This window comes from Marinigracilibium pacificum, assembly GCF_012926615.1.
In the GTDB taxonomy this organism is placed as follows: Bacteria; Bacteroidota; Bacteroidia; order Cytophagales; family Cyclobacteriaceae; genus Mangrovivirga; species Mangrovivirga pacifica.
Window position 1 is genome coordinate 425183 of record NZ_JABBNU010000002.1, and the last position, 25800, is coordinate 450982.

Consider the following 25800-nt stretch of genomic DNA (forward strand, 5'->3'; position numbering starts at 1 on the left):
CATAATATCTTATTGTCCTTTTTTCTTGATAAAAAATGGACCAAAAAATCAAGACAAAATCAAATCTCCTAACTCACTAACCTCCCCACGCTCGTGATTTTGTCAATCCTCCCCGCCCTTCTAAGTTACTTTTGTTTTATCGAGAAAAAAGTTTTTTCATTGGGAAGCGTATAAAATTATCCAAACGCTTTTTCTTTCCAACATTTGTAGCAGGGAACCCTTATCATAGGATTTGTAATCCGTAATAACAATTTATAATTTAGAGTAGTGTCTTTACTCCATTCGTCCTTTCGAACCAATAAATTTTCATTAATAAAAGCGGATTAATTTGATTTAATAGAATGAAATAAAAGTATGGGTGAGAAATCTCAGAATCTGGCTTTATTACTAATTGGGGGCTTATTATTCTAATTAGTGGTCTGTCAGGGGACTTACCTCGCGATAAAATTTCTGTCAAGGAGTTGGGTTTAGGGCATTTGATTCAACTAATCCTTATATTCAATAATTGTATTATTTATTTTAATCACTTTGCCTGATAGGTCATATTCATAAGATAGGTTTAAGCTAAATCTAGGGTATATCAGATTTTCTATGCGTAGGGGGTTATTTGGGGAAAGATGATAGACTTCATTGAAAAATGGGAATCCTAAGATTTGATTAACAGAATAATATGGATTTGAATATTTATCATATTTCGAAACATTATAGATTCCAATGTAAGAATATGAATTTAGGTTTCCATTCTTATACTTTATTATTTTAGGGAACTTATTGACTCCTTCAGTATTTGAATCATAATCAATTTGAATAATCCTAAAAATACTGTCAAAAGTAAAATGGGTGGAACTATAATTTTTATCAGAAGGATAAATACCAATTATTTTATCATTTGAATTATATTCCAAATAGTTGTTATAGGATGATTCATATTGAATACCATATCCATTGTATTCGTATTGAACTGAAATAAAATTGATTAGTTTCGAGTTTTCATCATATTTAAAGAATGTAGTGTCCCTTCTGTTTAAATAAAAAGGAGAATTCATTGTGGAGTCGAATTTATCAATAATTATTTGACTTATTTGTTCTCCTTCGTATATGATTTCAATGATATTATTATTGCTAATGATTTTAGTTGGGTAGACGAGTTCAATTTCGTTTATAAAAATTTCTGTTGAGTCTTCATTACATCCAATAAATGCCAAATATATTATGACCACAAAAAGTAAAAAGGTGTATTTCTTCATAGGTTGAAAATGAATAGTTGAAAAATTTGATAAAACCTCTTTAGCTGATTTAATAGCTAGTCTATTTAGATGCTAATATATTTTAAAGATTATTGAAATTAAAAATAAATACCTAAAGAGGGGAATACTTACTGGTAAATCTGTACTACATAATTATATTTTAACATATAAGGTAGTCCTTTAACTCTTCAATTATTTCTCAATGATTAATCAACGAAAAGGTAGATTAGTCAGTAAGAAACCTATTGTTCATTAGTAAACAGTTTCAATGTTAGTGTGTGTCTCCACACGCCATGGATTAGAAAGGTCATATTTATAGCTAATTAAACCTATTCCCGATACTTCAACTGCAAACCCTTCAGGAACTTCCTCAATACCTGATCTCCAGCATGCTTGTATTGTCCCTGGTCAGGTTTACGGAAAAATGCACTTAGCTCGTGTTTACCAATTGGGAAACTGGCAAGTTCTAATACCGCCAACATATCAGTGTCCTTAAAGTTTAGTGCTATTCTTAGTTTTCTCAGGATTTGATTATTGTTCAGGAACTCTTCGGCTTCATGTTGAGGACCTTCTTTTACACCCCTTTTTTGATTGATTAGTCCATTGAGAAAAAGTGCTAGTTCTTTATCTGACATGGGTTGATAGTATTCTTCCTCTTCTTTTAAGAGCCAATTGACTACTTCTGGCCTGTTGACTGAATAATTTGCAAGTTGAAAGATCTCGATTACCTGTTGATCACTCAAGTCAAAAGTATAACGTAGCCGGCGTAAGATATCGTTATTTGTCATACTGCAATTTATTGAACTGCATTAACAAATTAAATGGATCTAATTTATTCTTTCCCGGCTAACTTGATTTTCCTACAATAATTCCATCACTTGATAGAAAAGAAAAACCAGTAAAATCAATATTAGTCCACTAAAAGAGTACCATGGAGTTTTGATCACATTTCTCGCTCTAATGAGATTTTCAATTTCCGAAGGCGCATGAAAAAGTTCGTTCCCTTGACGTAAAGCAAAGATCTTGTTTGTACTGAATAATGGAATCCAGAAAATATGAAATATCTTTTGGCGAACTTCCATCGTGAAGTTGTTTAAGGTATCTTCTTCTATTCCAAGGTCTTTACAGGTAAATGACTTTATCTTGAAGGTATAGGTTCCAAATACTATTCTCATAATGATTTCCAGTTAAGGTTGAATAAATAATATCTGATCTAGTACTAAAAAAATCAGTTGACTAAGATTCGGTTTAATGTGTTAATATTAAGTGCTTTAGCTTATAAAATTAAAATTTAAAAAATTAAAAAGTACTATTTTGTGTTTAAAAAATTCAATTATTTATTTATACCTGTTTTTAACTATTTGTAACCTTTAGAAAGGAATTATTTTAGTTTGTTTTTCAAGATATGAATCAGTAACTCAATGTGATTGCTTGTCATAGGATAGCCCAAGGGCAGAGAGCAAGGAGATATAATAATTAAATAGTTTACTCGATAACGTTAGCAATGAATTTAGGACGGTTTCAGACCTATATTTTTTTCAGTTTGAATCAAGTTGTAACCAAAAGTAGTTTGAGGTGGTCAAATGTCTATAACATCTTAGAACTAGAGTAAGATGCTTTTTCTTATCCTTTTAAAGGAGCCCTTTCTTTTTCTGTGAAAAAAAAGAGGGTAAACTAGTTTAAATAGAATCTTTTAAAGTTGTAACTATTGATCTTATGAAAAATATATTTATAAACCCAGAAACCAATGTCATTAGAGCAGGATGGAGACTTGTGATTTTCCTTTTATTATTCTCTGCTTTAAATGCTGTTTTAATGATTGGGGTTCGTACTATTTTAGGCGGATTACCAGCAGCAGGTACATTGTGGTTTTTTCTTTTAGGTATTGGAGCTACCCTGGCTTCTTATATTACAACAGAATACATAACTAAGAATGCATTTCAATCTTTGGGATTAAGAATGGGGTATGTATTCAAAGATATCTTAATAGGTATTTTAATCAGTGCATTTATTATGACTTTGATGTATTTAACTCTTTTGGGGTTTGACTTAATAAGGTTTGACGGATTTAGTTGGTGGAGTAAAGAAGCAGGTACTCTCGGTGCTTTTACTGAGGCTAGTATTTGGACTGCTTTAGCTGTTTTGTTTCAATTTATAGTTGTTGCATGGTGGGAAGAATTGGTATTCAGGGGTATAATTCTTCAAAACATAGCTATGGGTTTAAATCTTAAATGGGGAGTGTTTATTTCAACGATAGGATTCGCAGTTTTACATGCCACTAACCCAAGTGCGACAATAATGAGTACACTGATAATTATGCTTATAACACTAAAACTGGTTTATGCATATATGAAAACAGGTCAATTGTGGCTTGCTGTAGGTCTTCACTTAGGATGGAATTTCTTCCAGGCTTCTATATTTGGATTTGCATCTAGCGGACACGTGTCTCCTGCACTAATCGCTCAAACTCCAATAGCGCCAGATTGGTTAAGTGGAGGAGATTTTGGGGCTGAGAATAGTGTGGTTATAATTCCATTTACATTGGGATCCTTTTACTTAATACATCTTTGGGTTAAATTTTCAAGAGGTTTACAGCGTTATAAAATGTTTAATTATCTGGTGTCGGATGAAGATTTTAATCAGGCTAATATTAAAACTGAGCAGAATGTTTTAGTGTGAATTTATAATAATAGATTATACATTTAAGTAAAGGCAAAGCTGATATAGAAATTATTGCCTTCATGTTGTTTAAATGATTTAATATATGTTTTTGGTTTTGTGGGTATAGCATAGAACTATGTAATACAAGGTAGTGTAAAAAATGAAATTATCAATTTGATTTGAGCAATTTTTTTTATTTGTATGTAAATGCTTTATGCCGAGCTGCACCACCACTATTAGAAATGAACCTTTGACCCACTGGGTACCGAATATGTTAACGCTCTCTTCCTTGGCATTTATCGTTATGAGCGTTGTCAGAAGGAGAGCTCCATCAGTAATGGCTGATGGAGCCGTCTGTTAGATTGGTAAATCGATATTTTTCCATCGACTTGGTAAAATAATTCCTTCTTTCTTTACTTATTCATTTGACCTAATTTTTCAATTTTTTTCAACCATTTTGCCCTGAACTCTTCTTTAGAAAGCCTTATTGGTCCGATGGTTGTGATTCGCACTTTTTTTACTCCAATAAAATTTAATGTTCCTTTTTTTAAAGCATTGTGACTTGGGTTTCCATAAACCCACCTGTAATACCAGGCAGGTTGGTCTAATGTGCAAATTATCCTTGCCGATTTTCCTGTAAGACCCTTGTCGCTAAACAATGAATTTTCTCTTTTGTTAAAGGCAAATCCCGGAAGTAGAATCCGGTCTAAAAAACCTTTCATTATTGCCGGCACAGAGCTCCACCAAACAGGGTAAATCCATACTAAATGATCAGCCCATTTTAATTTTTCCTGAGCATCTAATAAGTCAGGTTCTAATTCGGTTCGTTTTCTATATCCAAATTGTAGGTTAGGGTTGAAGTCCAAATCCCTAATATTAATCACTTTAATTTCGGCATTTGATTTTTGGGCTCCTTTTAGATATGACTCTGAAAGACCAAAATTGAAACTTTCTTTGTCGGGATGTCCATTTATAATTAGTATTTTTTTCATCTGTCTTAAAAGTATTTTTTCATTTTATATTCAAACTGAGTATCTGTTAAAAGCTCGATTTTGAAGAACTTATAAAGAATAAAACAAGCAGGTACTGTTAAAAAGGCTGAACAAATAATGAAAGTGGCTACACTACAAAAAACAGCTAAAGATTGAGTACTGATTTCTCCTATATATGAAGCAAAGTAATCTGGCCGTTCGATAAAGAAATTATGAACAGCTATTGCGTAATCGTAAAAGCGAATTGTAAGTTCGTAAAGTAACCAGGTGGGGTAAAACCATTGTCTGACCGGTTTCCACCACTTTCCAAAAATTGATTTTTGTAGTTTGTTTTTTTCTTCCATTTTTTGATCTTTTTCACAAAAGTCTACTAAATGGAAGGGTTAAAATTTGATATAGATCAAATTCGGTTTTTAGGATTTCTTATTCTACTTAAAGTTTCGAGTGTAATTCCTAAATAAGAAGCAATATGGGTAAGGGGAATTCGGTTTGTGATGTTAGGATATATATTTAATAGGTGATTATATCTTTCATCTGCCTTATTAAACTGAATAGTATATAGTCTTTCGCAGAGCCCTAACATAGTTTCGGTAACCACTTTACTTATGAAGCGTTCAAAGTCGTGGTGTTTATTTGTTAGTTTGTCCATTATATCTTTTGAAAATTCAAGAACTATTGAGTCTTCAACAAATTCAACAAAATGAGGACTTGGTTTTTCACTAAAAAAACTAACGATGGCAGCCATAAACTGATTTTCGAAAGTAAACCAGTCTGATATATCTTTTCCGTCTTTCAAGTAATAAGCCCTTGAACAGCCTTCTACAATTAAATATGCTTTTTTAGAAAATTGTCCTTCACGAACTACAACCTCTCCTTTTTTGAATGTTCTAACTTTTGCATTAGCAATAAATTCTTCCTGACATTCAATGGTTAATGGAGAATAAGTTTCTCCCATTTCGTTTAGGATTTTTTCAGTATTCATTTTTTAATAGACTACAATTTTTCATTTTAGCACTGATTCTTTAAAAAGGTCGTTAAGGTAGATGGTTTAAAAAAACCGCTCTGCAATATGTATCGTTGTGGTTAAAGAAAAAAGAAGCTACATAGAGAAATCAGTTAGGCCAATACCCTCACAAAAGTAGCAGAAATCTACATAGTATCATTATCAAACACCGGACTTGTCAACCCTGTATTCAAATGCCTATCGGCCACTCGAATTCTTAGATGTTTTGCAGCGAATCATCCTAAATCGAGCGGTTTTTCAGATTTATAATAGTACCAGTTCTTGTCCAATTTCCTGCCATTTTTCTGTTTGTTCCGCCAGTGTTCTTCAAACTGCGGTTCGGAAATTTTGTAGTTCGTTGGATAGTAAATAAGATAGTCGTAGGTTGTTAAATAAACCTCGATAATGCCGCCAATGCGGAGTTCCCCATAAGTAACGATTCCATATTTGTTGACTAAATTTTTCAGATAATTAAACTGTTCAAGTGGATTCTTGTCGTATCTGATAATTTCAAACATTAATGAGTCGTCCGCCTGAAGTTTTAGTCCTTCATTTTCATTCCATATAGTTGCTCTTCCAAAAGTTGGAATGGAGTCTATTTCGAGTCCAAATTCTTGTAGAAACCGTTCTTGGTTTGCGAAAATAATTACTCTTAGTTTTGTTGTGTCATGAATCAGAGCTCTGAAAGTTGGCTCTTCGTTGCGGGTGTTAAAATAGAAATGAGCCCTTGGGTTGTAGCTGTATTTTAGGAGTTCAGTGTTCTGGATAAACTCGTTAGCATAGTTGGTATGAAATTCAGATGCAAGTTGCCAACCATCTCGTTGAGTCGTTCCGCAAGAGGTCAGTGTAATCAATAAAATTGAAGTTATCAGAAGTCTCATGAAGTTCGCTCTATACTGCACAACGCCTACACTATGGCGCAGTTTTTGTGTCCCTCGTTGCATAAAATGCGGTTATAGTGAATGTTGTGAAGTGAATTAATTTGATGAAATATTCAATTTCAGATTACTTCCAATAGCTCTAATTACCTTCAAAATAGTATCAAATTGAGGTTTTGAATTTTCTGATAGAGCTTTATACAGACTAGGTCTACTCAATCCAGTTTGTTCTGCGATTTTTGACATCCCAATTGCTTTCGCGATGTGACCCAAAGCGACAACAATATCTCTTGAATCCCCCTCTTCTAAAACTGTATTTAAATACTCCTGAATCATCTCGTCATCTTCAAGATAATTAGCAATATCGAATCTTGTAGTTTTCATTTAAATCTTGTTTTTATACTGCTCCCAAAGTTCTTTTGCTTTTTTAATGTCATTACTTTGGGTTGATTTATCTCCTCCAATTAATAGCAATACAAGTGTATCTCCATGTTCTTTAAAATATACCCGATACCCTTTTGCATAATGTATCCGTAATTCGGAAAGACCTTCGCCTATTGGTTGACAATCGCCAAAATTACCTTGATCCTCTATTCTCTGTAGACGGAGCAAAATTTTAGCTTTTGCTTTTCTGTCTTTTAACTTTCGAAACCACTTTTCAAATTCAGTGGTTTGTTCAATTATATACATACGTAAATGTATTCACTTGGATACAGTAAAACAAGATTTTTAATTTGGAATAGTAATTTTATGGTTCACAACGAATTGATAAGCGCGACTCTATTGCTCTTATTTCCTTTATAACTTCGTTGTTTTTTTTGTAAATAATTTCCTTTAAAAATTCTAAAATAGCTCTTGGTTCTACAAAATCAAATATCCTTGTTATAAATACTTGTTTGAAACCGTATATGACCGGGGTTTAATCCCTGCATTTCATAAAAAGTCTGAAGTTATGCTATCAATAAACTCCCAACAGCAGGGGATTATATCGGTTTGACAGAAAAATTGAGTTCTTCTTCTAGTTTTTTCAATTCATCAATCAAATAATATCGATGCGAGTAGCCTGTTAATACAACAATTCTCTTATTGGGGTTGTTTTTTATTTGATTGACAATGTTATTTACCATCGCCTTATTTCTTATGTCCCAATAATTCATATGAACCGGTAGAAATTCTTTTAAATCATCCGATAATTCTTTAGACTTTAAAATTTCGGGAATTATATTGTAAACATAGGTTTGTCTTTTATTAATGATACTATCTGCTATTGGATTATTAAAGTCGTATAGCGTTTTGGAATTTCCAAGGTTTAAGTATTTCTTTTTTACTTCATTGTAATCACTTATCATTTCGGACTCTTCACTGGATAGTGCATTTTCTCGAATTAGTTGATGTGCCATTCCAATAAGTTCACCCATATTCTTTTGATAATTATGTTTAAAGTGAAACCGATCTCTTTCTTCCCATTCATAGCCTATGACTTTAGCTTTAGGATGATTTTTTAAATATTTAAGCGCTACAACATTTTCTACTCGCTCCCCATTTTGAAAAGCACTCATGAATTGATTTAAGAAATCAATTCTTTTTACCATCCGGTTTACAGTTTGTTTGTCGCTTTCATATAAGATAATAGATGGAGAAACCGTATTGATGTAGTTATAGAGATCGTCTCTTTTAAAGTTATTAGTTTCAAAATGCATAGAACCAACCACATATACCTCTGTCTGCTCAGGTGCTGCTTTATTTTTTTGTGCCTGAATTCCGGTTTCTTCCTGATTGATATACCCATTTAAATCCACGTTATATTTAATTATTGCGACTACGAAAAGTATAAGAGTGAGTGATATCCAGGTTATTAGTAAGTATTTTAAAACTTTTATGATTTTTATTCTTTTCATGATTTAATCTTTAATTCGGTAGAAGAGCTTACTACTACTCTTTTACAGCATAACGTAAATTTGGAGCATCAAGAATCAGAGTTTTTTCCAGAAACAACTTATTGCCTGTCATTCCTCCTAAGTCACTTCCTAAATTTGCTGCCTTTAATACAAATTGTAACATCTCTGTGCCAGGGATTTTCATATAAGTTACATAGGTAAGTGGAGCTGAGGCATTTCCAAATTCAAACATACCTTCAGATTCCGCATTATATACCATAGCCTTTCTTCCCCAGGAAGAACCTTCATAGCTTGTTATTTCAGCATTAGGTTTAGATAAATCTTTAAAAGTATTTTCATCGACTATCAATTCAAATGCACTCGAACCAGAGTCAAACCACAATTCTACCGGTTCTTTATTTAATTTTGCAGAAAGAAATATTCTGCGACCATCAAACGTAAATGGTAAGAAATTATCTTCCTTTCTTACCCTTTCGTCTTCAGGCTCTGTTATAGTCATGTTTTGATTTTTATAATCGATGATTATAGGGTTCTTCTCAATAAAATCATTACCTACAGTGCCAAGTATTATAAATGGATCATTCTCCCAGTCAATTTTATCGCTACCACCTCGAAAACCTAAAGAACTGGCTGTAACATTTACAGTACCTACTTTAAAGTTGGCATTTTTAACACGAACCTGATTATCCAAGGTATCTATATTAAAAATATTCCCATACTTTTCGTTCACTGATAAGATTTTCTTGTACCGTAATACAGTTGATGGTGCTCCGGTGTCAAATTGCATATAGAAGGTCTTATCTACACCTGGAATACTAACAGGAACAAACATGAAAGCATTTTGAATAACCTTACCCTCGAATGTGTGACTTCTCCATATGAAATCAAAGGATTGGCCTACGTTGGAAAGTGTAAGATGATTAGGTGGTGCTGATAAGAATTTATTCTTAAAATAGAAGAAGCTGATGGTTCCTCCCACAATTATCAGGATAAAAAGTCCTAACAGAATTCGTTTAAATAGTTTCATTGTTTTTGATTTTAATTAGTCAAGCTATCGCCCGGTATTGGCTTCGAATTCAAAAGACGAAATCGTCCTTTGTTTTGATCAAAAGTAGCTGAGGAGCCTAGGAAACTATAATAAACCTGTGGTGATTTAGGGGCTAATCCCTGGGGTGATTTTTAAATTTCTCCATAAACTCAGTTCGATTACTCACTTCTAATTTCGCGTATAGATTGCGTATATGAGTTTTTACAGTGTTTAAGGATATGAAGAGTTCTGAAGCGATTTCTTTATTGCTTTTATTGTCAATCATTAATTCTGCTACCTTTTCTTCCTGTGAAGTAAGACTGAAATCGATAGGGGTCTGTTGTAAAGTTCTGGTGTGCTTTAATTTGATAATAAGAAATACTATTCCTCCTAAAAAAAGAAGACATAAAAAGCCTAAAGCATAGCTTAACTTTTTAAAGAAGGCCATTTTTTCTTTGGTTTCAGACCTGTATAGCATATCTAAAAAGCTTTTATACTGCAGCGCATAAGAAGAGTTATTATAATAATCATTCAGTTGACTAAGAAGTTGAATATAGAATTCCGGGTTGTCGCCCAGATCTTTTTTTATTGCACTTTTTGGTAGGCCTGCTATTAAAATGATAGTTGTCAGGGGATGTGATTCTTTCTCAAGAACATAGGACTTTAATTCCCTTAGAAATTGATCGGTAGTTTGTTTGGAGATCTTCTCATTGTTAAGATCTAAGAACTCTGAATGTAGTTTTTGAGCATAATCATTATGGGTTCTCCATTCTTTATCAATGGGGTTCGTGTTCTTGTAGCTGGAAAACCAAAGTTTTTTATTCTTTTCGAATACGATGGTATCTGTATTGGAGAAGATAAAATTGTGAAAGTTTTTAAGATCTTCTATATCGTATTTTTGTGCTCCTTCGACATTTTCATCCAGATTGGAGTATATACGATATAATGCATGTTTATCTGATAGTAAACTTCCTTCAAAAGAAAAATATCCCAGGCTATCTGTCACTGTTGAAGTGATGATTTGGTCAGGATCAAGTGCATTAACTTCATCAAATTGCAATAAGCATAGATATACTCTTTTATTTTTTTCTGGTGTATCTAAATATCCAGAAATAGAGTATTGACCATAACAGTAATTCCCTATTAAGCATAAAATAAAGAGTATAATTCGTTTAAAGTAAATGCTCATTTAGAATAATATTTATTTTTCAGATGAAGGTAAAAATAATCAAATTGTTTAAAACGCTTTTACTAAGCGGACGTGGCGGATTATCGTTCCGATTTCGCGTCCCGTAGGACGCTGAAATCCAGCGCTTGAGCTGGCATTGATGCCTCCATAACTGAACATGATGTTATAGCTTTTTTTTAATTTTATGTTTGAATTTTTTAATATCCATTATTGTTCTAAATTTTTTGACTTTTGGGTTAGAAATATGAATATTATATCCATCTGTTATTGATGAAACTGACCCATTTTCTAATCTCAAAACTGATGTAATACAGGATGGGGCAAAATATACATTATCATTATTGCCAGTTTCTTTAATATTTAATCCAATAATGATTTCATTATCTGATTCAAGGAATATTTCGGTACAGTCTATTCCTCCTTCGTATATATTAATTGAACTCTGGTCAATAGTCCCTTTTAAGACATCAGAGATTACAATTACTCCCTTTTTTGAATCTGAATCCCTTATGAATTTTCCAATAATTATGGCATCAAAATTCTTTACATTCGATATGAAGTCATTTTTGATGTTATCAGAACAAGTGCATCCAATCGAATAAAAAGTGCTAAAAATAAATAATATTGTTACAATTAATTTCGTCATTTTAATTGGCTATAACAAGTGGATAAGCGCGTCTCTATTGCACTTATTTCCTTTATAACTTCATTGTTTGTTTTGTTAATGATTCCCTTTAAAAATTCTAAAATAGCTCTTGGTTATGCAAAATCAAATATCCTTGTTATAAATACTTGTTTGAAAAGTATATGACCGGGATTTAATCTCTTCATTGCAAAAAAAGTCTGAAGTTACACTATCACTAAACTCCAGACAGCGGGGCAGTGAAATCCAGCGAGAATCAGGCGCTTGAGCTGGCACTAGTGCCGACAAAACTTCATGCTGTTGGGTGTAGTGTTTATTCTTCTATTCTATATTTTAAATCTATTCTTTCGTGTAGAATTCGAACAACTTCAATTAAGTTCTTATTAAGAATTCTATAAAAAATAATATGCTTAGACACTCTAAATCCATTTAGATCATGTGTAACCATTTCATAATTCTTGCCAATTTGAGGAGTCTTTGCAATCTGTTTAATTGCATCAATTAGCATCTTATAATATTTATCTGCTTGGTTTTCTGACCATTCATTTACAGTGTAGTTCCAAATATCAGCCAAATCCTCAACAGCTTTTCTGGTTAATAGATATTTAGCCATTAAGTTTTCTGTTTGCTTTTAAGGATTTTAAATGATTATCGGGATCAAAATCCACAGCATGCCCACTATTTATTCCTTCCTTAATTGAATTTCTTAAAGCTATTACTCTATTTTCTTCCTCTTCTAATAGTCTTAATCCTGCACGAATAACTTCACTAGCATTTTTAAATCTTCCTTGAGAGACACTTTCTCTTACAAATTTATCAAAGTATTCTCCTAATGATATGGATGTGTTTTTATTCATGAATTCACTTTTTCTTAAAAATACCAAATTTTGGTATAATTTTCAAATTACTCCCAACGAGTGGATAAGCGCAACTCTATTGCTCTTATTCCCTTTATATCTTCGTTGTTTGTTTTGTTAATAAATCCCTTTAAAATTCCTAAAATAGCTCCTGATTGAACAAAATCAAACATTTTCTTAATAAATACCCGTATGTAACCGGATAATGTACTTTAGAAATGGTAATTGATGGAAGTAACTCATTTTGCTTATAGCAGGATGCTACTGAGATATTATTGGACTGGCTTCTTTATTAACCGGGATGCAATCCCTTCATTTCATAAGAGGTATGAAGTTACGCTGTCGCTAAACTTCAGACTGTGGGGGTAGCCTGCCGATAGGTGGCTATGATTTGTTATACAGTTTTATATGCTGATTTTATTTTCTTTTAAGTGATACTTTTTCCAATCAAATGATCCTTCGTGTAAAGCGAAAAACCAAGTCGGCAATTCTAAGTCAAGGTATTTAAAACTTGTTTGTAGAACTGTTGAATTTAATTCAGTTTTTCCATCATTAGTTATTTCAAGGTCTTTTTTACTTTCATAATCGTAGTGATATACTTTAATTCCCTCATTAAATACGATTGCATATTCTTCCTCAATATCTCCACCCCACATCACACAATAATAATATAGAAACGGAACACTAAACTTTTCATTCAAAGACTTTATAAAGCTCAATAGTTTGAGTTGATTTTCCGTCAAATCAAGATTTAAGTTCATTTTGATAGAAGAGACAGAATCTATAAAACCCCATTTGTCATTTGGATATTCTTTATACTTATTCCAAAATTCATTTGTATCATAGTCCTTGTCATAACCAATTTTATATACCTCAGGTTTAATTACCAAGAGACCTCCTTCAGGTAAAGTATGCTTTCGGTAACTATTTTCATTTGGCTCGTCAGAGAGCATAAAACTTCTTGTCCAATCAAATCTAATTCCTTCAAGATTATCTACAAGAAAGAGTTCATCTTTGAATCCGTCAATAGTCTTTAAGTAATCTATTAATTCCGGTGTTGGTTTAGTATATATTCGATTTGCTTCCCAGCTCATTAGTTTTTCTTATTTGCATATAACGAGTGGATAAGCACGACTCTATTGCTCTTATCTCCATTATATCTTCGTTGTTTGTTTTGTTAATAATTTCCTTTAAAAATTCTAAAATAGCTCTTGGTTGAGTAAAATCAAAAATCCTTGTTATAAATCCTTGTTTTGTAAGCGTATGTAACTGAATAATGTATTTTAGAAATAGTAATTGATGGATGTAACTTATTTTGCTAATCGCAGGATGCTACAGAGAAGGATATCATTGGGCTTACTTCTTTATTGACCTGGATTTAATCCCTGCATTTCATAAAAAGTCTGAAGTTACGCTATCGCTAAACTCCAGACAGCGGGGCGAACCGCCGTATCGAAGATGCTGACACTTGTCGTCAGTAGGCACACCGTGGGCTTATGGCTCACGGTCGTCTACTCGATTATGTGTGGTTTTAATTCAGCCATCCAGACTGTTTAAATGCTTTATAATTATTTTTTATTTTCTTACTCAATAGAGCATCTTTGAAGGTATCTGTTTCTCCAACAATACATCCATTACATGTATTCAGTTGAATATCCAGTAAGCTAATATGGTTCATTAATGCTTTTTCCTCTTGTTTTATTTTTTTGCCATTAAGTTCAAGAAATGATAGCCCCACATATCCATAAGCAGAGATTTCAGGATTCAGGGACTTCAACCACCCAGAAAGTTCTGAATAGTTATTATCATTTACCAATCTCAACATTTCTCCACATTTATCAGGCGGTGTTCCTACAAACCCGCAAAATGTCCCGAAAGTGTAAATATTGATTGGGCTAGATAAGGAATTATTGAGGTCAATTTCATTTGTATACTTCGCTTTCCTTTTGTTTAAGTTATAAGAAATTATTTTGAACTCTTTTCTTTCAATAATCAAGTTGTCCTTGGTGGTTAATTTGCAGTAAACAAGAGAATCATTAGAAGTTAGAATGATTAGCTCATAGTGGTCACGGCCTAATTGGAAGTCTCTGTAAGATTGAAAGATGTCAAATTCCAAATTCCTTGAAAAGCCCATAAACGAGCTTATCGCAAAGGGACCTTTATTATTCTGTTCTTTCTCGAAATATTGCTCAATCTCTTTGAGGTCAAAATTCTTTGAATTCAAAATGGATTGCAATTTTTCGAGCTTTTTAGCTGTCGGCTGATCATCATATTTGAAATTTACTCTTGAGGGTATTCCAAATTCATTATTGTTGTTAATCTCAATCTTAAAAATGACCTCATTTGTGTCGAACCCCTTTTTGGACGGGTCCCTCTTGATATAAAAAGTAATGCCATCTTGTGGGCAATATGCGGTGCTATAATTAGTGAAACATCCTGTCTCGTTATACAAGTTTTGCACATCTTTCATTGTGCTTTGATTTAATATGATTCCATTTTTTGTTTGAGCTTTAAATGGGGATTGAACAGAAATTTTTCTAACTATTTTGTTCGCGTCCATTGGGTCAATTCCAAAGGTTAATCCAAGAGAATCATATTTGAATTCCGTTAATAATTTATGCTCAACAAGTCTATAATTCGAACCATATTCAGAGGTGACATCATCAATTCTAGATTCATCAATAGTAATTGGAATTCCCTCGATCCCTACTCTAGGCGTAATAGTATTGACCTGCCCAAAGGATTGAGTCCAAAGACAGGTGGCAATACAAATGATGGTTAATCGAATCATTATCATAGTTCTAATCACACAAAACGAGTGGATAATCGCGACTCTATTGCTCTTATTCCCTCTATATCTTCGTTGTTTGTTTCGTTAATAATTTCCTTTAAAAATTCTAAAATAGCTCTTGATTGAGCAAAATCAAATACCCTTGTTTATAAATACTTGTTTGAAAACGTATGTAACCGGATAATGTATTTTAGAAATTGCAATTGATGGAAGTAACTCATTTTGCTTATCGCAGGATGCTACTGAGGGGGATATCATTGGCCTTACTTCTTTATTGACCGGGATTTAATCCCTGCATTTCATAAAAAGTCTGAAGTTACGCTATCGCTAAACTCCAGTCTGTGGGTGGGCTTATGGCTCACGGCCGTCTACTCTATTGTGTTTTCGTTATTTCTTCTCTAATATCTTATCTGCAAGCTTTTTATCATGTATCTTGCTGTATATTTTATTGCTTAAAATCCAGTATATTACAATCCCAAATCCAATAGAAAGCAAAATTGAAATCCAGTTAATACCTTGCCAATAATAAATACCTCCAAGAATTAGGATTAATGCAATTTCAAAATAGTACTTCTCTTTTTCTTCAAGTCTCCTCTTTAGAATCATGTTATTACCTTTTCCTTTTTTGATTCTGTCAAGAACCTTTTTACTCAATTGGTCAACACTGTAATATTTATCTAAATCTTGAAGTGAGAAACAAATTCCAAATTCCATCTCAAGCTTATCCATGAATCTGTAATATTTTCTTGCGCCTCTAAATGAATTCTTTATCGTATTTTTTGGATGAGCAGGAAAGGTTAAGTAGTCCATAAAATGTGAGCCATCAAATTCAGCAGTTGGATTCTTCCTCTGTGATTGAAATACCTCCAATATCTTATCTTTTATTTCTTTCTCAGTCATTTTTTAATATAAGATCTGGTTCAAAAATCATACAGTGAGGCATCCAGCAATCTTTTTTAATCGTTCCAATTTCATGTCCATTCTTACATAATGTATTAATACCGTCCGCTCCATCAAGGTCACAACAACCATTTAGCCTCCTAAAGTCTGTATGTTTCTTGGTGTTTATTAAGTCCTTAATATTTACAATTATTTTGTGGTCAGAATCCGTGAAGTATTCACCATCACTAACAAAAAAGTATCCTTTGGGTAAAAACTCCTTACCATCTTCTTCAGATATTTGGTTTATGTCAGTCAGTTCAACTAACTCATTTGATAATTCGATATTACATGTCTTGCAGAATACTTTCATTTCTCTGTTACAATGAAACACAACGAGTGGATAAGCGCAAATCTATTGCTCTTATTTCCTTTATAACTTCGTTGTTTGTTTTGTTAATAATTCCCTTTAAAATTCCTAAAATAGCTCTTGATTGAGCAAAATCAAATATCCTTGTTTATAAATACTTGTTTGAAACCGTATATGACCGGGATTCAATCCTTGTATTTCATAAAAAGTCTGATGTTACGCTATCACTAAACTCCAGACAGCGGGGGAGGTTGGGCAGTAGCTCAAACGCGAAGCATTGGCTTTGCCGAATCTCGATTTTGCAAAGCAAATCATCGATTTCATGAACTCCATTAATAATAAATTGAGATAGTGAATAAAATCCAATTCTAGGTACAACGATTACCGAATCCCGACTCCGAAGAAGAGGCTATGAAAGCATGGTTACATACTATCAGAAAGTGAAGATTTGATTTGACGAACCGCCGTATCGAAGATGCTGACACTTGTCGTCAGTATACGATCACAAGCACTAGAGTGCGAAGAGAGGGGCATTGCCCCCGTACGTACGGTGGCCATGACGTTTCAGTCATGGTTTACAATGTGAGATTGAAAATGCTGACCGCAAGCGTCAGTATTGAAAATGCTGACATTTATCGTCAGCAGGCGCACCGTGGGCTTATGGCTCACGACCGTCTACTCTATTACCCACTTTTTCTTTTGTTTTAGTATCCAATATCTGTAATAATGTTGGCATCCTGAAATCGCCGTGCATTGATTTAATATGTTTAAATGCAGTTTCCAATTCAATTCCAATTGCTGTTATATATAAAGGCTTTTTACTTTCTCCTCGAAATAATTCTTTTACATTTTCTTTATTTCCATGAAAGCCGGATTTTGCCACACCAATTATAGGAATATTTGAATTCAATTGATTGAAAAGATGACCTCCTAATCCTAATTTATTTTGGTCATCAAGAACTACAAAACCATCAATCACGATAGCCTTTATATATTTAAATTCCCTTTTGACTTTATTTAGTAAACTTAGTATACAAGGTAATTCACGCTTATAGAATGCCCCTGGTTCATATTCAGCTATTCCGTCTTTTATTTCCTCATAACTGTTTGTTGGTTCTGAGTCAGACCAATCTTTGAAAGTCAAACAAACAGTTTTTGCTTTATCTTTAAAATAATATGTATCAAAAGCCAATATCATAAAATAACTCTTTTTGTTTCTCTATCCGGGAAATTTTCATTTTGATATTTCGTGTATTCTCTAATAAAATGATAGGCTTTAGAATTTTCTTTATTTTCAGGCTGAATGTATGAATGGAATCGATGGATTGAAATGATTGAAGCAACACGTTTAATAATCTCTCCATCAGAGTGAACCATGAGGCTGTTAAGGATATCAAAGTACTTTCTCTGGTCCATTTCAAAAACTTCCCAAAACCACATCCATATGTGATGAATTCTATGATTCTCAACATGACTTATTGACTCATTTTTTAACTCCGGGTTTTCAAAACTCAAAAGATTAAAATAATTATTTAGCATCAATTCATTATCATATTCAATTAATCTTTCCGTAGTTCCATTAACCATTTTATCTTTCATCTGGGTATATATTACTTCTCCAGATTTTAGATAATATTTAGTTTGCCATGGCTCTGTATTGCTCTTATCTGAAAAACTTTTTAATTCTCCTGATGAATAATACTCATAATGTTTACCATCCTGAAATCGAGAGACAATAGCCCCATTAAGATTCCAATAGCGGTAATAGCTGGGAGTACTCTCCATCATTTTGTTTCCGTTGGGATAAAATCCAAATCCCTTAACAAATCTTCCATTATCATAGATTTCATGTTCTCTTATTATACCATCTTTATATTTGACTATATAATCACCATGAGCATTACCGTTTACATAGCTTGTTTGTTCAATTGGTGGATAACTAGAAATTATTTTACCAGTGAATGGTAGACCTTTAAAATAGACCTCTACAAATAGGTCCTCTTCTCTTCTGTATTCTAATTCTGCATTATTGTCTTTAATGGTAGTCATTCTTCCAATTGTGGGTAACAAGTGTATAAGCGCGACTCTATTGCTCTTATTTCCTTTATAACTTCGTTGTTTGTTTCGTTAATAATTTCCTTTAAAAATTCTAAAATAGCTCTTGATTGATCAAAATCAAATATCCTTGTTATAAATCCTTGTTTGAAACCGTATATGACCGGGATTTAATCCCTGCATTTCATAAAAAGTCTGATGTTACGCATTCGCTAAACTCCAGACAGCGGGGGTAGTTATTGTAAGCTGTTAATTTTTCGGTATTATATGTTTTATATCAACGATTGTTGTATACGGGATTCTATCTTCAATCCATTTTCTATTTGTTGAATGTTCGGCTTTCTCCTCAGCTCTGCTTCGATAATGATATTCTACATATATAAGTTTCAAACTGGTCATTTTTTTCAAGCCATTCTCATTCTCTTTTAGAAGGTCAAATGGACACCACAAAGTGTTTATTTGATTTAAGTTGGTTCCTTCCAGATTCAGTGATTTTAAAGTCTCAGGAAAGTGAATATCCTTGAGTTTTGGTAGTTCAAAAATTTCATCGGAAATACTCTCTAGTTGATCATTTACTCCCAGATCTAATTTTTCCAGTTTTCTAAGCTTTGATATTTGATCAGATATTTCCTTTATCTCAGTTAGGGACAAGTCTAATTCTTTTAAGTTGGTTAGTGAATATATAGAATTAATATCGTTAATGGGATTTGAACTTAAATTGAGTATTTCAATGTTGCTTAATAATCGTAATTCTGGTGGTAAGTAGTCAATTTCATTGTTTTGTAAAAGGATTGTTCTCAGCTTATTAAGCTTACTTAGTAAATCTATATTAATATATGAGATGTTGTTTCCTATCAATCCTAATTCATAGGCATTTTTAAAGCTTTGTACTTCTTCAGGTATTGAGTCCAGATTTAAGTTATTAAGATCTACGATAGGTATCAGTAATGACGAGTCAGAGTTCGAGAGAGTAATGAAATTATTAAATCTTTCTTTTTTCCATCTTGTTTGAAGGTCATCCTGATATTCTTGAAAACCGTAGGTACTGTCTCTTACTATACACTGAAATGCACCTCTTAATGTGAAGTTAGTATTTGATGATTGTTCGTCATGGTAATAAACTTTTCCACTTGTTTCAATTTGACCAAATAATGAATCTCCAACATTAAATTCAGATGAATTTAATGTGAGTCTTTCTATTTCAAAACTATATATCGGAGGATAGCCCACATCCGACCAAGATTCTAGGGAAGATTGAAATGTTCCATTATAATAAGCCAGGATAAATGATTCCCCAACAAAACTGCCACTGTTGACATGAACCACATTAACCGAGGAGTCGGTCTTGTAGCAGAAACAATCAAGAAATTCAAAATTATAAGATTTATTAGGTTTTTCGATTACAAAAACGACATTGGTTCCGTTAGAATTGATTTCCGGATAGACCTTAAATTCGTGAGAGGCTTCCTGACAAGATAGAATTGGAATAAATAGAATAAGAATTAGTTTCTTCATTGAACAGAAATAGCTTACGTCAAGGCTATGTGTCCACCGAAACCAACGGCTACTTAAAAAACGCATAGCTGAAACCCAAAGATAATAGCCCCAACTGAAAAACAAAACGGTGGACCATAGCTCTTGTTAGGCTCTGTTACTTTATCCGTTCCAATTGTCCATTCACATATACTTCTGTTCTAAATAGGTGGCCAGTTGAATTGTAATATTTCAGATTGCTAGTAGGTATACCGTTGCTGAATTGTCCTTTAAATCTTATTATTCCATTTGTATCAATCTCCTCAATGGTTCCATTACAAAGTTCTCCGCAGCAGTAGTACTTAAATTCTTCAGGTTTTGGATGTATAGTTTTTGGGCCAAAAAAGCGAGGTTTTTGTAAGTAGAGAGTATCCGTTATGGATTGTTCATATAAATAAAGATCAAACCAGAAAGAAGTTAGCATTTCATTCCGATTCATTTGAGCTTCAATCTGGTAGTAGTTTGAGGCTAAGTCAATAGATTTTCTCTTCTCAACTATAATCGATGTGTCTGATTCAAAATCATGAATAAAATAAGGGGGCTCAATTACTTTTTGAGTACATGCATCATAGAATAAATATGAGACATTCGATTGTCCAAATGTGTTTAAGAATATAACAGCTAATATAAAAGTAAATAAGGTTTTCATATTTGAATGCCCATAATTGAGCCTAACGCTTCGGGTAAGAACCGTGGCGTGATTTAGTAGTAGTTGGTTTCGGTTTTCAAAGTAGCGAATTCTTCGAATTCGCAAAGTAATTTTGTTCGCCTAGTTTGCGAATTCGAAGAATTCGCGGGGCTAGCAAGTAAACACAAACCTCCAGTGACCTTCTGACGCGACATGGTTTTTTACTGGGTCTGCTACATTTGACTGGACAATTAGATAAGCTAAAATGTATAACTTTCAGACAAATGACAAAACAGAGAAAGAAATACGATAACGAATTTTATCAAATGACTTAATTGGAAAATCTTCTATCTGGAGGGCTTTCATTATTTTAGTTATATAGCAAATATTTAGGTCTTAATGTAAATAGGAATTATTTTAAAATGAAACTAGCTTGCCTATTTACAAAGCAAGCTAGTTTCAAAATGGTATTTTCTTATCTGAAAAATTAATCTATAGGATATACCTCAAAATCAGTAAAATCTTTCCAGTTTTCAATCCATTCCTCGAAGAGGTCAGGGTTGTTTGTTTCCATCAATTGAAAGCAAATGTTTTGCTCCTTATTTACCCATGAATTAAGGTAGTATAATCCTTCGGGAAGCATTCTTCCTTTTTCATTCCACCTTTTGTTGTTTTCCTCGAATAGTCCCGGTTTGAACTTTTCAACAACCATAAATTTTTTCATAGACTGATGATTTATAGATTGACTGGATTAGTAATTGACAAATGAATATTAAAATAAACCAAAAAGTTTCTTTCTTTTGACTGTGTTTGGTCTATCAATCTGTAAAATATCACTAACATCGTACTTGTCAAAACCTTCAAATAGAGCCTCAACTCCCTTTTTTAATTTTAGATTGACTTCTTCATCATAAAGAGGGATGAGAGTATAAAAGTTGATTGTTTTATTTTCAAGTTGAAGTGTGTGAAATTCATCACTGAAGGTGACAGAAGGTAACAGTACCATTGTGTTTAACTTGGTGTTATCAGCAAATGGCTCTGGTGGGTTGCCATTGGGAATGGTGTGTCCGTAGCTTAGCCAGGTATTATATTCATGTGGAAATCTGGCCATATACTTTAGCCATCTTAAAGGCCAGTAGTTATTTTCATCTTCAAAATCTTCCTCAGATATTTTCCAGTCTTCAGGCAAGCAGATACTTAACTCGGCAAAATCAAAGCCCTCTAGTTCGGGTGGACTATGCATTGGTTTGTCGCTCATACCCGATGTTACTAAAGTATGGAAAGGTCTTTCCGGAGTAGGTTTAACCCAATGTATATCTATATGGACCTGATCTGATATTATTTCATGAAAAACCATATGGATTTCACCAATATGCTTCTCAATGTGCTCTGAAATTTCTTCTATTGATGATTCTCCCGAAGGACCTTCAAAATCATTTTTATCTGACTCATTGTATCGATATATTGGTGATCCTGATTCTGATTTTTCCATAATTCGATTTTAGTAAGTTGATTTCTTATTTATTAGTTTTTGGTATAAAATCAACCAAAATAATAGTTTCAATTATTAAATCAAAACATGATTAATTATTGACATATGCTTTTATGGATAAAGCTTATTTTTTATGGTTATAGGTAAGGATTTTTAATCCATCATCGAAAATTTCATTATCCACAAGGTCCCATTTTGCTTTTTTTGCTGAACCACCAAAAAGTCGAACTCCATCACCAATGATTATTGGGTTGAGTTTTATTTTTAACTGGTCAATCAAGCCGTTATCTAATAGCCATCCGGCAAACTCGCCACCGCCACACAGGTAAACATCGGTATCAGAAGCATCTCTAATTTCTTTTACCCGTTCGATAGACTTGGGTTCGATATGAACGGTGTCGGATAAATTTTCTATTTTCATCGAATCTGAAAAGATATGATGCTGCATATGAGGATATGCAGGCTTTCCGGGTTCAAGTCCATATTGATATCCGAATTCATAGGTTCGGCGTCCCATAATTACCGTATTGAAATTCTGCAAATCAGCAAGATACTTCTCAACTCCTTTTCCACTCATGGCAAAGTCACTGATGTCATCATTTGTTCCGGCAATAAACCCATCGATTGAGCTTGCAACGTAGTAAATTATTCTGGGCATAAGGTAATATTTATGTTTTGGTTATTTAATATACAATTTTTAAGATCAAGATATTTAGCATTTCATTAAATAAAAAAAGCACAAGTTCTCTTGTGCTTTGGTATTTGTAATGTCAATTGATTTTGTTTTTACTTTTCAGGTGTCACAGGTCACATCATCCCAATCCTGATCCATGTAGTTGACCAGCCAGTTTAAAGCATATTGTCTTTCATAAACTACTGCGGGGTGAACTTCAGTTAATTCACTGCCGGCTAATCTGGAATTTACACACGCCCAGTTAAGTCTGAAGTATAGATCCGTTGCATCTAAAATTTCTTTGACACTCCTTATTTTATGATCCTTATTAATGAAAGTATTGGGGTCTGTTTGAGGTTTAATCGGGTAATTATCTTGCGGAATATCATTTAAGTTGACCAAATCACTGGCAGAACCCAGGTCATCAACAATACCTAATGCCCAGCAGAGTACCCAGATCCCTTCGCACCTCCATGACATTCTGTTTTTAAGATTTTCTGTTGGGTTTTGAAGGAAATCATTTTCATCCGGAGTTAAATACTTTTCTAAATTGTATTTAGTAATGGAATTTAATGCTTCTTCTCCAGATATGGTACTGAAAGCTACCAGGTTTGTAATTGCCAGCATGACTACTCTCGAAGCAATTTCTTCGGAAGTACGAATGTTAACTTCTTGCTCCGATTCAATTACAGGAAGATGATCAATTGTTTTTATACCCAGGCTCTTTACAAATTCAATATTTCTCTTTTTTCTTTCTATTTGATCTGGAAATAACTGAACTTTTTCCCGTTCATCCATATCAATAGTGAGTTTAGAAGATTCAAAAATTTCAGAATTACCATTCACGTCAATAAGCAGCTTTAAGTCTTTATCAAGGAAATGAGGAAACTTGCCTCTGCCAATAAATTGACCTTCCTGGCAAAAAAGCATACAATCCTTTTCCTGAACTATTTGTTTGACTGAGTTTAAGAGTTCTGGAGATGTTGAACTGTCACATAATACAGCTGTTTCAGTTGTAAAACTATCTATCAGCAGATTCATGCCACTTTTTCCTTCAACAGATGCACCAGGAATTTGAGAGATGAAACCTTTTATTCCGATTAGATTTGCTGCTAATGCTGATTTATCTTCTTCAAGGCTGACATTATTATTTCTGGACCGTGATGAAATCTGGAAGTTAGTCTTACCTTTTAGAAAGCCGTTTTTCTTATGAAATTTGATGATTTTATTTTCTCCTTGTTCTTCAATATTGATTTTCGGATTATTGAAGTTTTTATTTATTAGTTCAATGAGCCGATCATCTAACTTTTGACTAGAGTAAATTGTGCAAAGATTTTGCATAGTTGATCTTGATCTTTTTATCAGTTAGAAATTATTTAATACCCATTCCACCAATTACCTCTAATTCCTGGCCTTTGGTTGGTTGTCCTTCTAGTAGGGGCATAGCCTTCATGATCAGGTTTCTGACATTATCATCTTTAAGTGAATTGTCATGATCTTCCTTGGTATCCCATACTTCCGTAATATGGACATCATCAGTGTTTTGCTGATTATCTTTACTAATTAAATATATGTGACATCCTTTAGCTTTGGCAACTAGTTGTGAAGCTTCAATAAGAATCGATGCGAGTTCTTCAGAATGTCCTTTTTTAGCGGTTAATTTTCCATTCAATAAATACATAGTATCCAAAATACTAATTTTTAATTAATTGAAAATTTCACAACCGGATAAAGGTTATTTCTTAAGGCAAAGGGAACATGTTTTTTGATTATTTTTTTATTGACATTTTATCAATTTCGGTATTAAAAATCAATGAAATTGAATGTGACCTCAAGTTTGTTGAACGATGAAAATAATAGTATCGAAAAGTATAGGTTGTGAATTTCTTTTTGTCAATACTTACCTTGTTTGTTCTCAATTTTAGTCCTGTTCCGGCGCCAAATGTATTGAATTTTGAAAGGTCATAGTCTGAAGTGTAAAATTCTTCTTCTCCGGAGTGGATAGCATAAGGAGCAAAATACCTGGAACCACTTTGATGATACAGCCTTATATTACCTAGAATTGATATAAAGGGAGATATTTTTATAATAGTTTCATTTTCGAAGGCAAAAGCCGTTATTCCGAAATTATCATTATATAGATCGATCGTATTTTTAGTTATCGTTTTTCCTCCAAGGAAAGCATTAAGCTTTATAGCCAGAGCTTCTTTGATTCTTTTAGTAGGTAGCCTTTCAACAACCACAGAATTATCCGTTAAATAAACCCTGTGGAAAGGGGTTGAAAGCAACCCGCTTTGATATGATATTTCAGGATAAATACCTAATACAACTCGTTTATTGACTACCTGATCAAGACCCATTCGGAAATTGATTGAATGTCTTCTATAAATATCAAACCAGGCGGTATCTCTCAGTTCTTTTGGGTATATCAGTGTAGTTGGTTTGTAAAAGTTGCCAACTCTTTTACGCCATCTCAGGTCATCGTTTAAATATTGAACATTAATGTTTCCATTTCTTAAACCGTCTTTACTTGATTTAGAAACGCCAGCTTGAAATTGCAGAGAAAGGTAATCACTTTCGAGAGAGGCCCCGGTACCAATTGAAACAGCTACTTTGTTCTCAAAATTTCTTACATAATTCACATTAACATAAGACCTGAAGTCGTTTAATGAAGCTGATGAAGCAACAAAATCTATTTTGTCAGTTGAAGCAGATGTAATAATATCAGCACCGGCTTTAATACCAATTTCGTGATTCTTTTTAGTCTTTTTGATCATGGCAGATGGACCATAAACAGTAAGCTTTTCAGTGCCAACTCCACCCGTTACTGCCGAATTATTGCCATCTTGAGTATAATGATTATATACTACTTCAATTTCAGTTTTATTAATATTCTCTGTATTGGTACTATCTTTTTGGGTCTGAGCTTTGGTCCAATAGTTAAAAAATGCCAGTGTCCCGATTAAAAGGTATTTTTTTCTCAT

At 33.2% G+C, this 25800-nt stretch carries 30 protein-coding genes; 1 reads left to right on the forward strand and 29 read right to left on the reverse strand.

What is annotated here, in order from left to right; genetic code table 11:
• Nucleotides 1–485: 485 nt before the first annotated feature.
• The 3 genes from HH304_RS04385 to HH304_RS04395 all read right to left on the reverse strand — a co-directional run bounded on the left by HH304_RS04385 (nt 486) and on the right by HH304_RS04395 (nt 2422).
• Nucleotides 486–1247, reverse strand: a complete 762-nt coding sequence (locus tag HH304_RS04385; protein ID WP_169678245.1) for a hypothetical protein — start codon at nt 1245–1247, stop codon at nt 486–488.
• Between the two features lie 329 nt (nt 1248–1576).
• A complete protein-coding gene (locus HH304_RS04390) occupies nt 1577–2035 on the reverse strand; it encodes a YehS family protein (RefSeq protein WP_169678246.1) in 459 nt (152 codons plus the stop codon).
• A 72-nt stretch (nt 2036–2107) separates the two neighbouring features.
• Nucleotides 2108–2422: a hypothetical protein gene (locus HH304_RS04395; protein ID WP_169678247.1), complete on the reverse strand. Its 315-nt coding sequence runs from the start codon at nt 2420–2422 to the stop codon at nt 2108–2110.
• Nucleotides 2423–2963: 541 nt separating this feature from the next.
• Between HH304_RS04395 and HH304_RS04400 the strand changes: the two genes are divergently transcribed.
• Complete coding sequence (locus HH304_RS04400; RefSeq protein ID WP_169678248.1) at nt 2964–3926, forward strand: CPBP family intramembrane glutamic endopeptidase; 963 nt, start codon at nt 2964–2966, stop codon at nt 3924–3926.
• A gap of 395 nt (nt 3927–4321) precedes the next feature.
• On the opposite strand, the gene HH304_RS04405 is transcribed toward HH304_RS04400, so the two are convergent.
• From HH304_RS04405 to HH304_RS04530, 26 genes are all read right to left on the reverse strand, one after another.
• On the reverse strand, nt 4322–4900 hold the full coding sequence (locus HH304_RS04405; RefSeq protein ID WP_169678249.1) for an NAD(P)H-dependent oxidoreductase: 579 nt from the start codon (nt 4898–4900) through the stop codon (nt 4322–4324).
• Between the two features lie 5 nt (nt 4901–4905).
• The gene (locus HH304_RS04410; protein ID WP_169678250.1) at nt 4906–5244 is read right to left on the reverse strand and encodes a hypothetical protein; all 339 of its coding nucleotides are present in this window, start codon (nt 5242–5244) and stop codon (nt 4906–4908) included.
• A gap of 56 nt (nt 5245–5300) precedes the next feature.
• Nucleotides 5301–5882 carry a Crp/Fnr family transcriptional regulator gene (locus HH304_RS04415; RefSeq protein ID WP_169678251.1) on the reverse strand — a complete coding sequence of 194 codons (582 nt, stop codon included), beginning with the start codon at nt 5880–5882 and terminating at the stop codon, nt 5301–5303.
• A gap of 257 nt (nt 5883–6139) precedes the next feature.
• Entirely contained in the window at nt 6140–6784 is a 645-nt protein-coding gene (locus tag HH304_RS04420; protein WP_169678252.1) for a hypothetical protein, read from the reverse strand.
• Nucleotides 6785–6880: 96 nt separating this feature from the next.
• A complete protein-coding gene (locus HH304_RS04425; RefSeq protein ID WP_169678253.1) occupies nt 6881–7165 on the reverse strand; it encodes an addiction module antidote protein in 285 nt (94 codons plus the stop codon).
• Complete coding sequence (locus HH304_RS04430; protein ID WP_169678254.1) at nt 7166–7471, reverse strand: type II toxin-antitoxin system RelE/ParE family toxin; 306 nt, start codon at nt 7469–7471, stop codon at nt 7166–7168. It lies immediately after the preceding gene.
• 293 nt (nt 7472–7764) lie between these two features.
• Nucleotides 7765–8679 carry a hypothetical protein gene (locus tag HH304_RS04435; RefSeq protein WP_169678255.1) on the reverse strand — a complete coding sequence of 305 codons (915 nt, stop codon included), beginning with the start codon at nt 8677–8679 and terminating at the stop codon, nt 7765–7767.
• 34 nt (nt 8680–8713) lie between these two features.
• A complete protein-coding gene (locus HH304_RS04440) occupies nt 8714–9706 on the reverse strand; it encodes a hypothetical protein (RefSeq protein WP_169678256.1) in 993 nt (330 codons plus the stop codon).
• 133 nt (nt 9707–9839) lie between these two features.
• Complete coding sequence (locus tag HH304_RS21165; RefSeq protein WP_271711490.1) at nt 9840–10895, reverse strand: LuxR C-terminal-related transcriptional regulator; 1056 nt, start codon at nt 10893–10895, stop codon at nt 9840–9842.
• Nucleotides 10896–11058: 163 nt separating this feature from the next.
• Nucleotides 11059–11541 carry a hypothetical protein gene (locus tag HH304_RS04450; protein ID WP_169678257.1) on the reverse strand — a complete coding sequence of 161 codons (483 nt, stop codon included), beginning with the start codon at nt 11539–11541 and terminating at the stop codon, nt 11059–11061.
• A gap of 310 nt (nt 11542–11851) precedes the next feature.
• Nucleotides 11852–12151: a type II toxin-antitoxin system RelE/ParE family toxin gene (locus HH304_RS04455; RefSeq protein WP_169678258.1), complete on the reverse strand. Its 300-nt coding sequence runs from the start codon at nt 12149–12151 to the stop codon at nt 11852–11854.
• Nucleotides 12144–12395 carry a type II toxin-antitoxin system ParD family antitoxin gene (locus HH304_RS04460; protein WP_169678259.1) on the reverse strand — a complete coding sequence of 84 codons (252 nt, stop codon included), beginning with the start codon at nt 12393–12395 and terminating at the stop codon, nt 12144–12146. Before HH304_RS04460 ends, HH304_RS04455 begins: the two co-directional genes overlap by 8 nt.
• A gap of 404 nt (nt 12396–12799) precedes the next feature.
• Nucleotides 12800–13489 (reverse strand): hypothetical protein, encoded by a 690-nt coding sequence (locus HH304_RS04465; protein ID WP_169678260.1) that lies wholly within the window; start codon nt 13487–13489, stop codon nt 12800–12802.
• Between the two features lie 437 nt (nt 13490–13926).
• Nucleotides 13927–15186, reverse strand: a complete 1260-nt coding sequence (locus tag HH304_RS04470; protein ID WP_169678261.1) for a hypothetical protein — start codon at nt 15184–15186, stop codon at nt 13927–13929.
• A gap of 387 nt (nt 15187–15573) precedes the next feature.
• A complete protein-coding gene (locus HH304_RS04475) occupies nt 15574–16086 on the reverse strand; it encodes a hypothetical protein (protein WP_169678262.1) in 513 nt (170 codons plus the stop codon).
• Nucleotides 16079–16438 carry a hypothetical protein gene (locus HH304_RS04480; protein WP_271711491.1) on the reverse strand — a complete coding sequence of 120 codons (360 nt, stop codon included), beginning with the start codon at nt 16436–16438 and terminating at the stop codon, nt 16079–16081. The genes HH304_RS04475 and HH304_RS04480 overlap by 8 nt, the downstream gene beginning before the upstream one ends.
• Nucleotides 16439–17093: 655 nt before the next feature.
• Nucleotides 17094–17633: an endonuclease V gene (locus HH304_RS04485; RefSeq protein ID WP_169678263.1), complete on the reverse strand. Its 540-nt coding sequence runs from the start codon at nt 17631–17633 to the stop codon at nt 17094–17096.
• A complete protein-coding gene (locus HH304_RS04490; protein ID WP_169678264.1) occupies nt 17630–18484 on the reverse strand; it encodes a hypothetical protein in 855 nt (284 codons plus the stop codon). Before HH304_RS04490 ends, HH304_RS04485 begins: the two co-directional genes overlap by 4 nt.
• 255 nt (nt 18485–18739) lie before the next feature.
• Nucleotides 18740–20005, reverse strand: a complete 1266-nt coding sequence (locus tag HH304_RS04495; RefSeq protein WP_169678265.1) for a leucine-rich repeat domain-containing protein — start codon at nt 20003–20005, stop codon at nt 18740–18742.
• 136 nt (nt 20006–20141) lie between these two features.
• Nucleotides 20142–20672 carry a toxin-antitoxin system YwqK family antitoxin gene (locus HH304_RS04500; RefSeq protein WP_169678266.1) on the reverse strand — a complete coding sequence of 177 codons (531 nt, stop codon included), beginning with the start codon at nt 20670–20672 and terminating at the stop codon, nt 20142–20144.
• Between the two features lie 466 nt (nt 20673–21138).
• Nucleotides 21139–21375 (reverse strand): DUF3303 domain-containing protein, encoded by a 237-nt coding sequence (locus HH304_RS04505; RefSeq protein WP_169678267.1) that lies wholly within the window; start codon nt 21373–21375, stop codon nt 21139–21141.
• Between the two features lie 48 nt (nt 21376–21423).
• Nucleotides 21424–22143: a suppressor of fused domain protein gene (locus tag HH304_RS04510; RefSeq protein ID WP_169678268.1), complete on the reverse strand. Its 720-nt coding sequence runs from the start codon at nt 22141–22143 to the stop codon at nt 21424–21426.
• Between the two features lie 124 nt (nt 22144–22267).
• Nucleotides 22268–22801 (reverse strand): dihydrofolate reductase family protein, encoded by a 534-nt coding sequence (locus HH304_RS04515; protein ID WP_169678269.1) that lies wholly within the window; start codon nt 22799–22801, stop codon nt 22268–22270.
• A 135-nt stretch (nt 22802–22936) separates the two neighbouring features.
• Nucleotides 22937–24157, reverse strand: a complete 1221-nt coding sequence (locus HH304_RS04520; protein WP_169678270.1) for a DUF4272 domain-containing protein — start codon at nt 24155–24157, stop codon at nt 22937–22939.
• 31 nt (nt 24158–24188) lie between these two features.
• Nucleotides 24189–24497, reverse strand: a complete 309-nt coding sequence (locus HH304_RS04525; RefSeq protein WP_169678271.1) for a putative quinol monooxygenase — start codon at nt 24495–24497, stop codon at nt 24189–24191.
• A gap of 88 nt (nt 24498–24585) precedes the next feature.
• Nucleotides 24586–25800 carry a DUF3570 domain-containing protein gene (locus HH304_RS04530; protein WP_169678272.1) on the reverse strand — a complete coding sequence of 405 codons (1215 nt, stop codon included), beginning with the start codon at nt 25798–25800 and terminating at the stop codon, nt 24586–24588.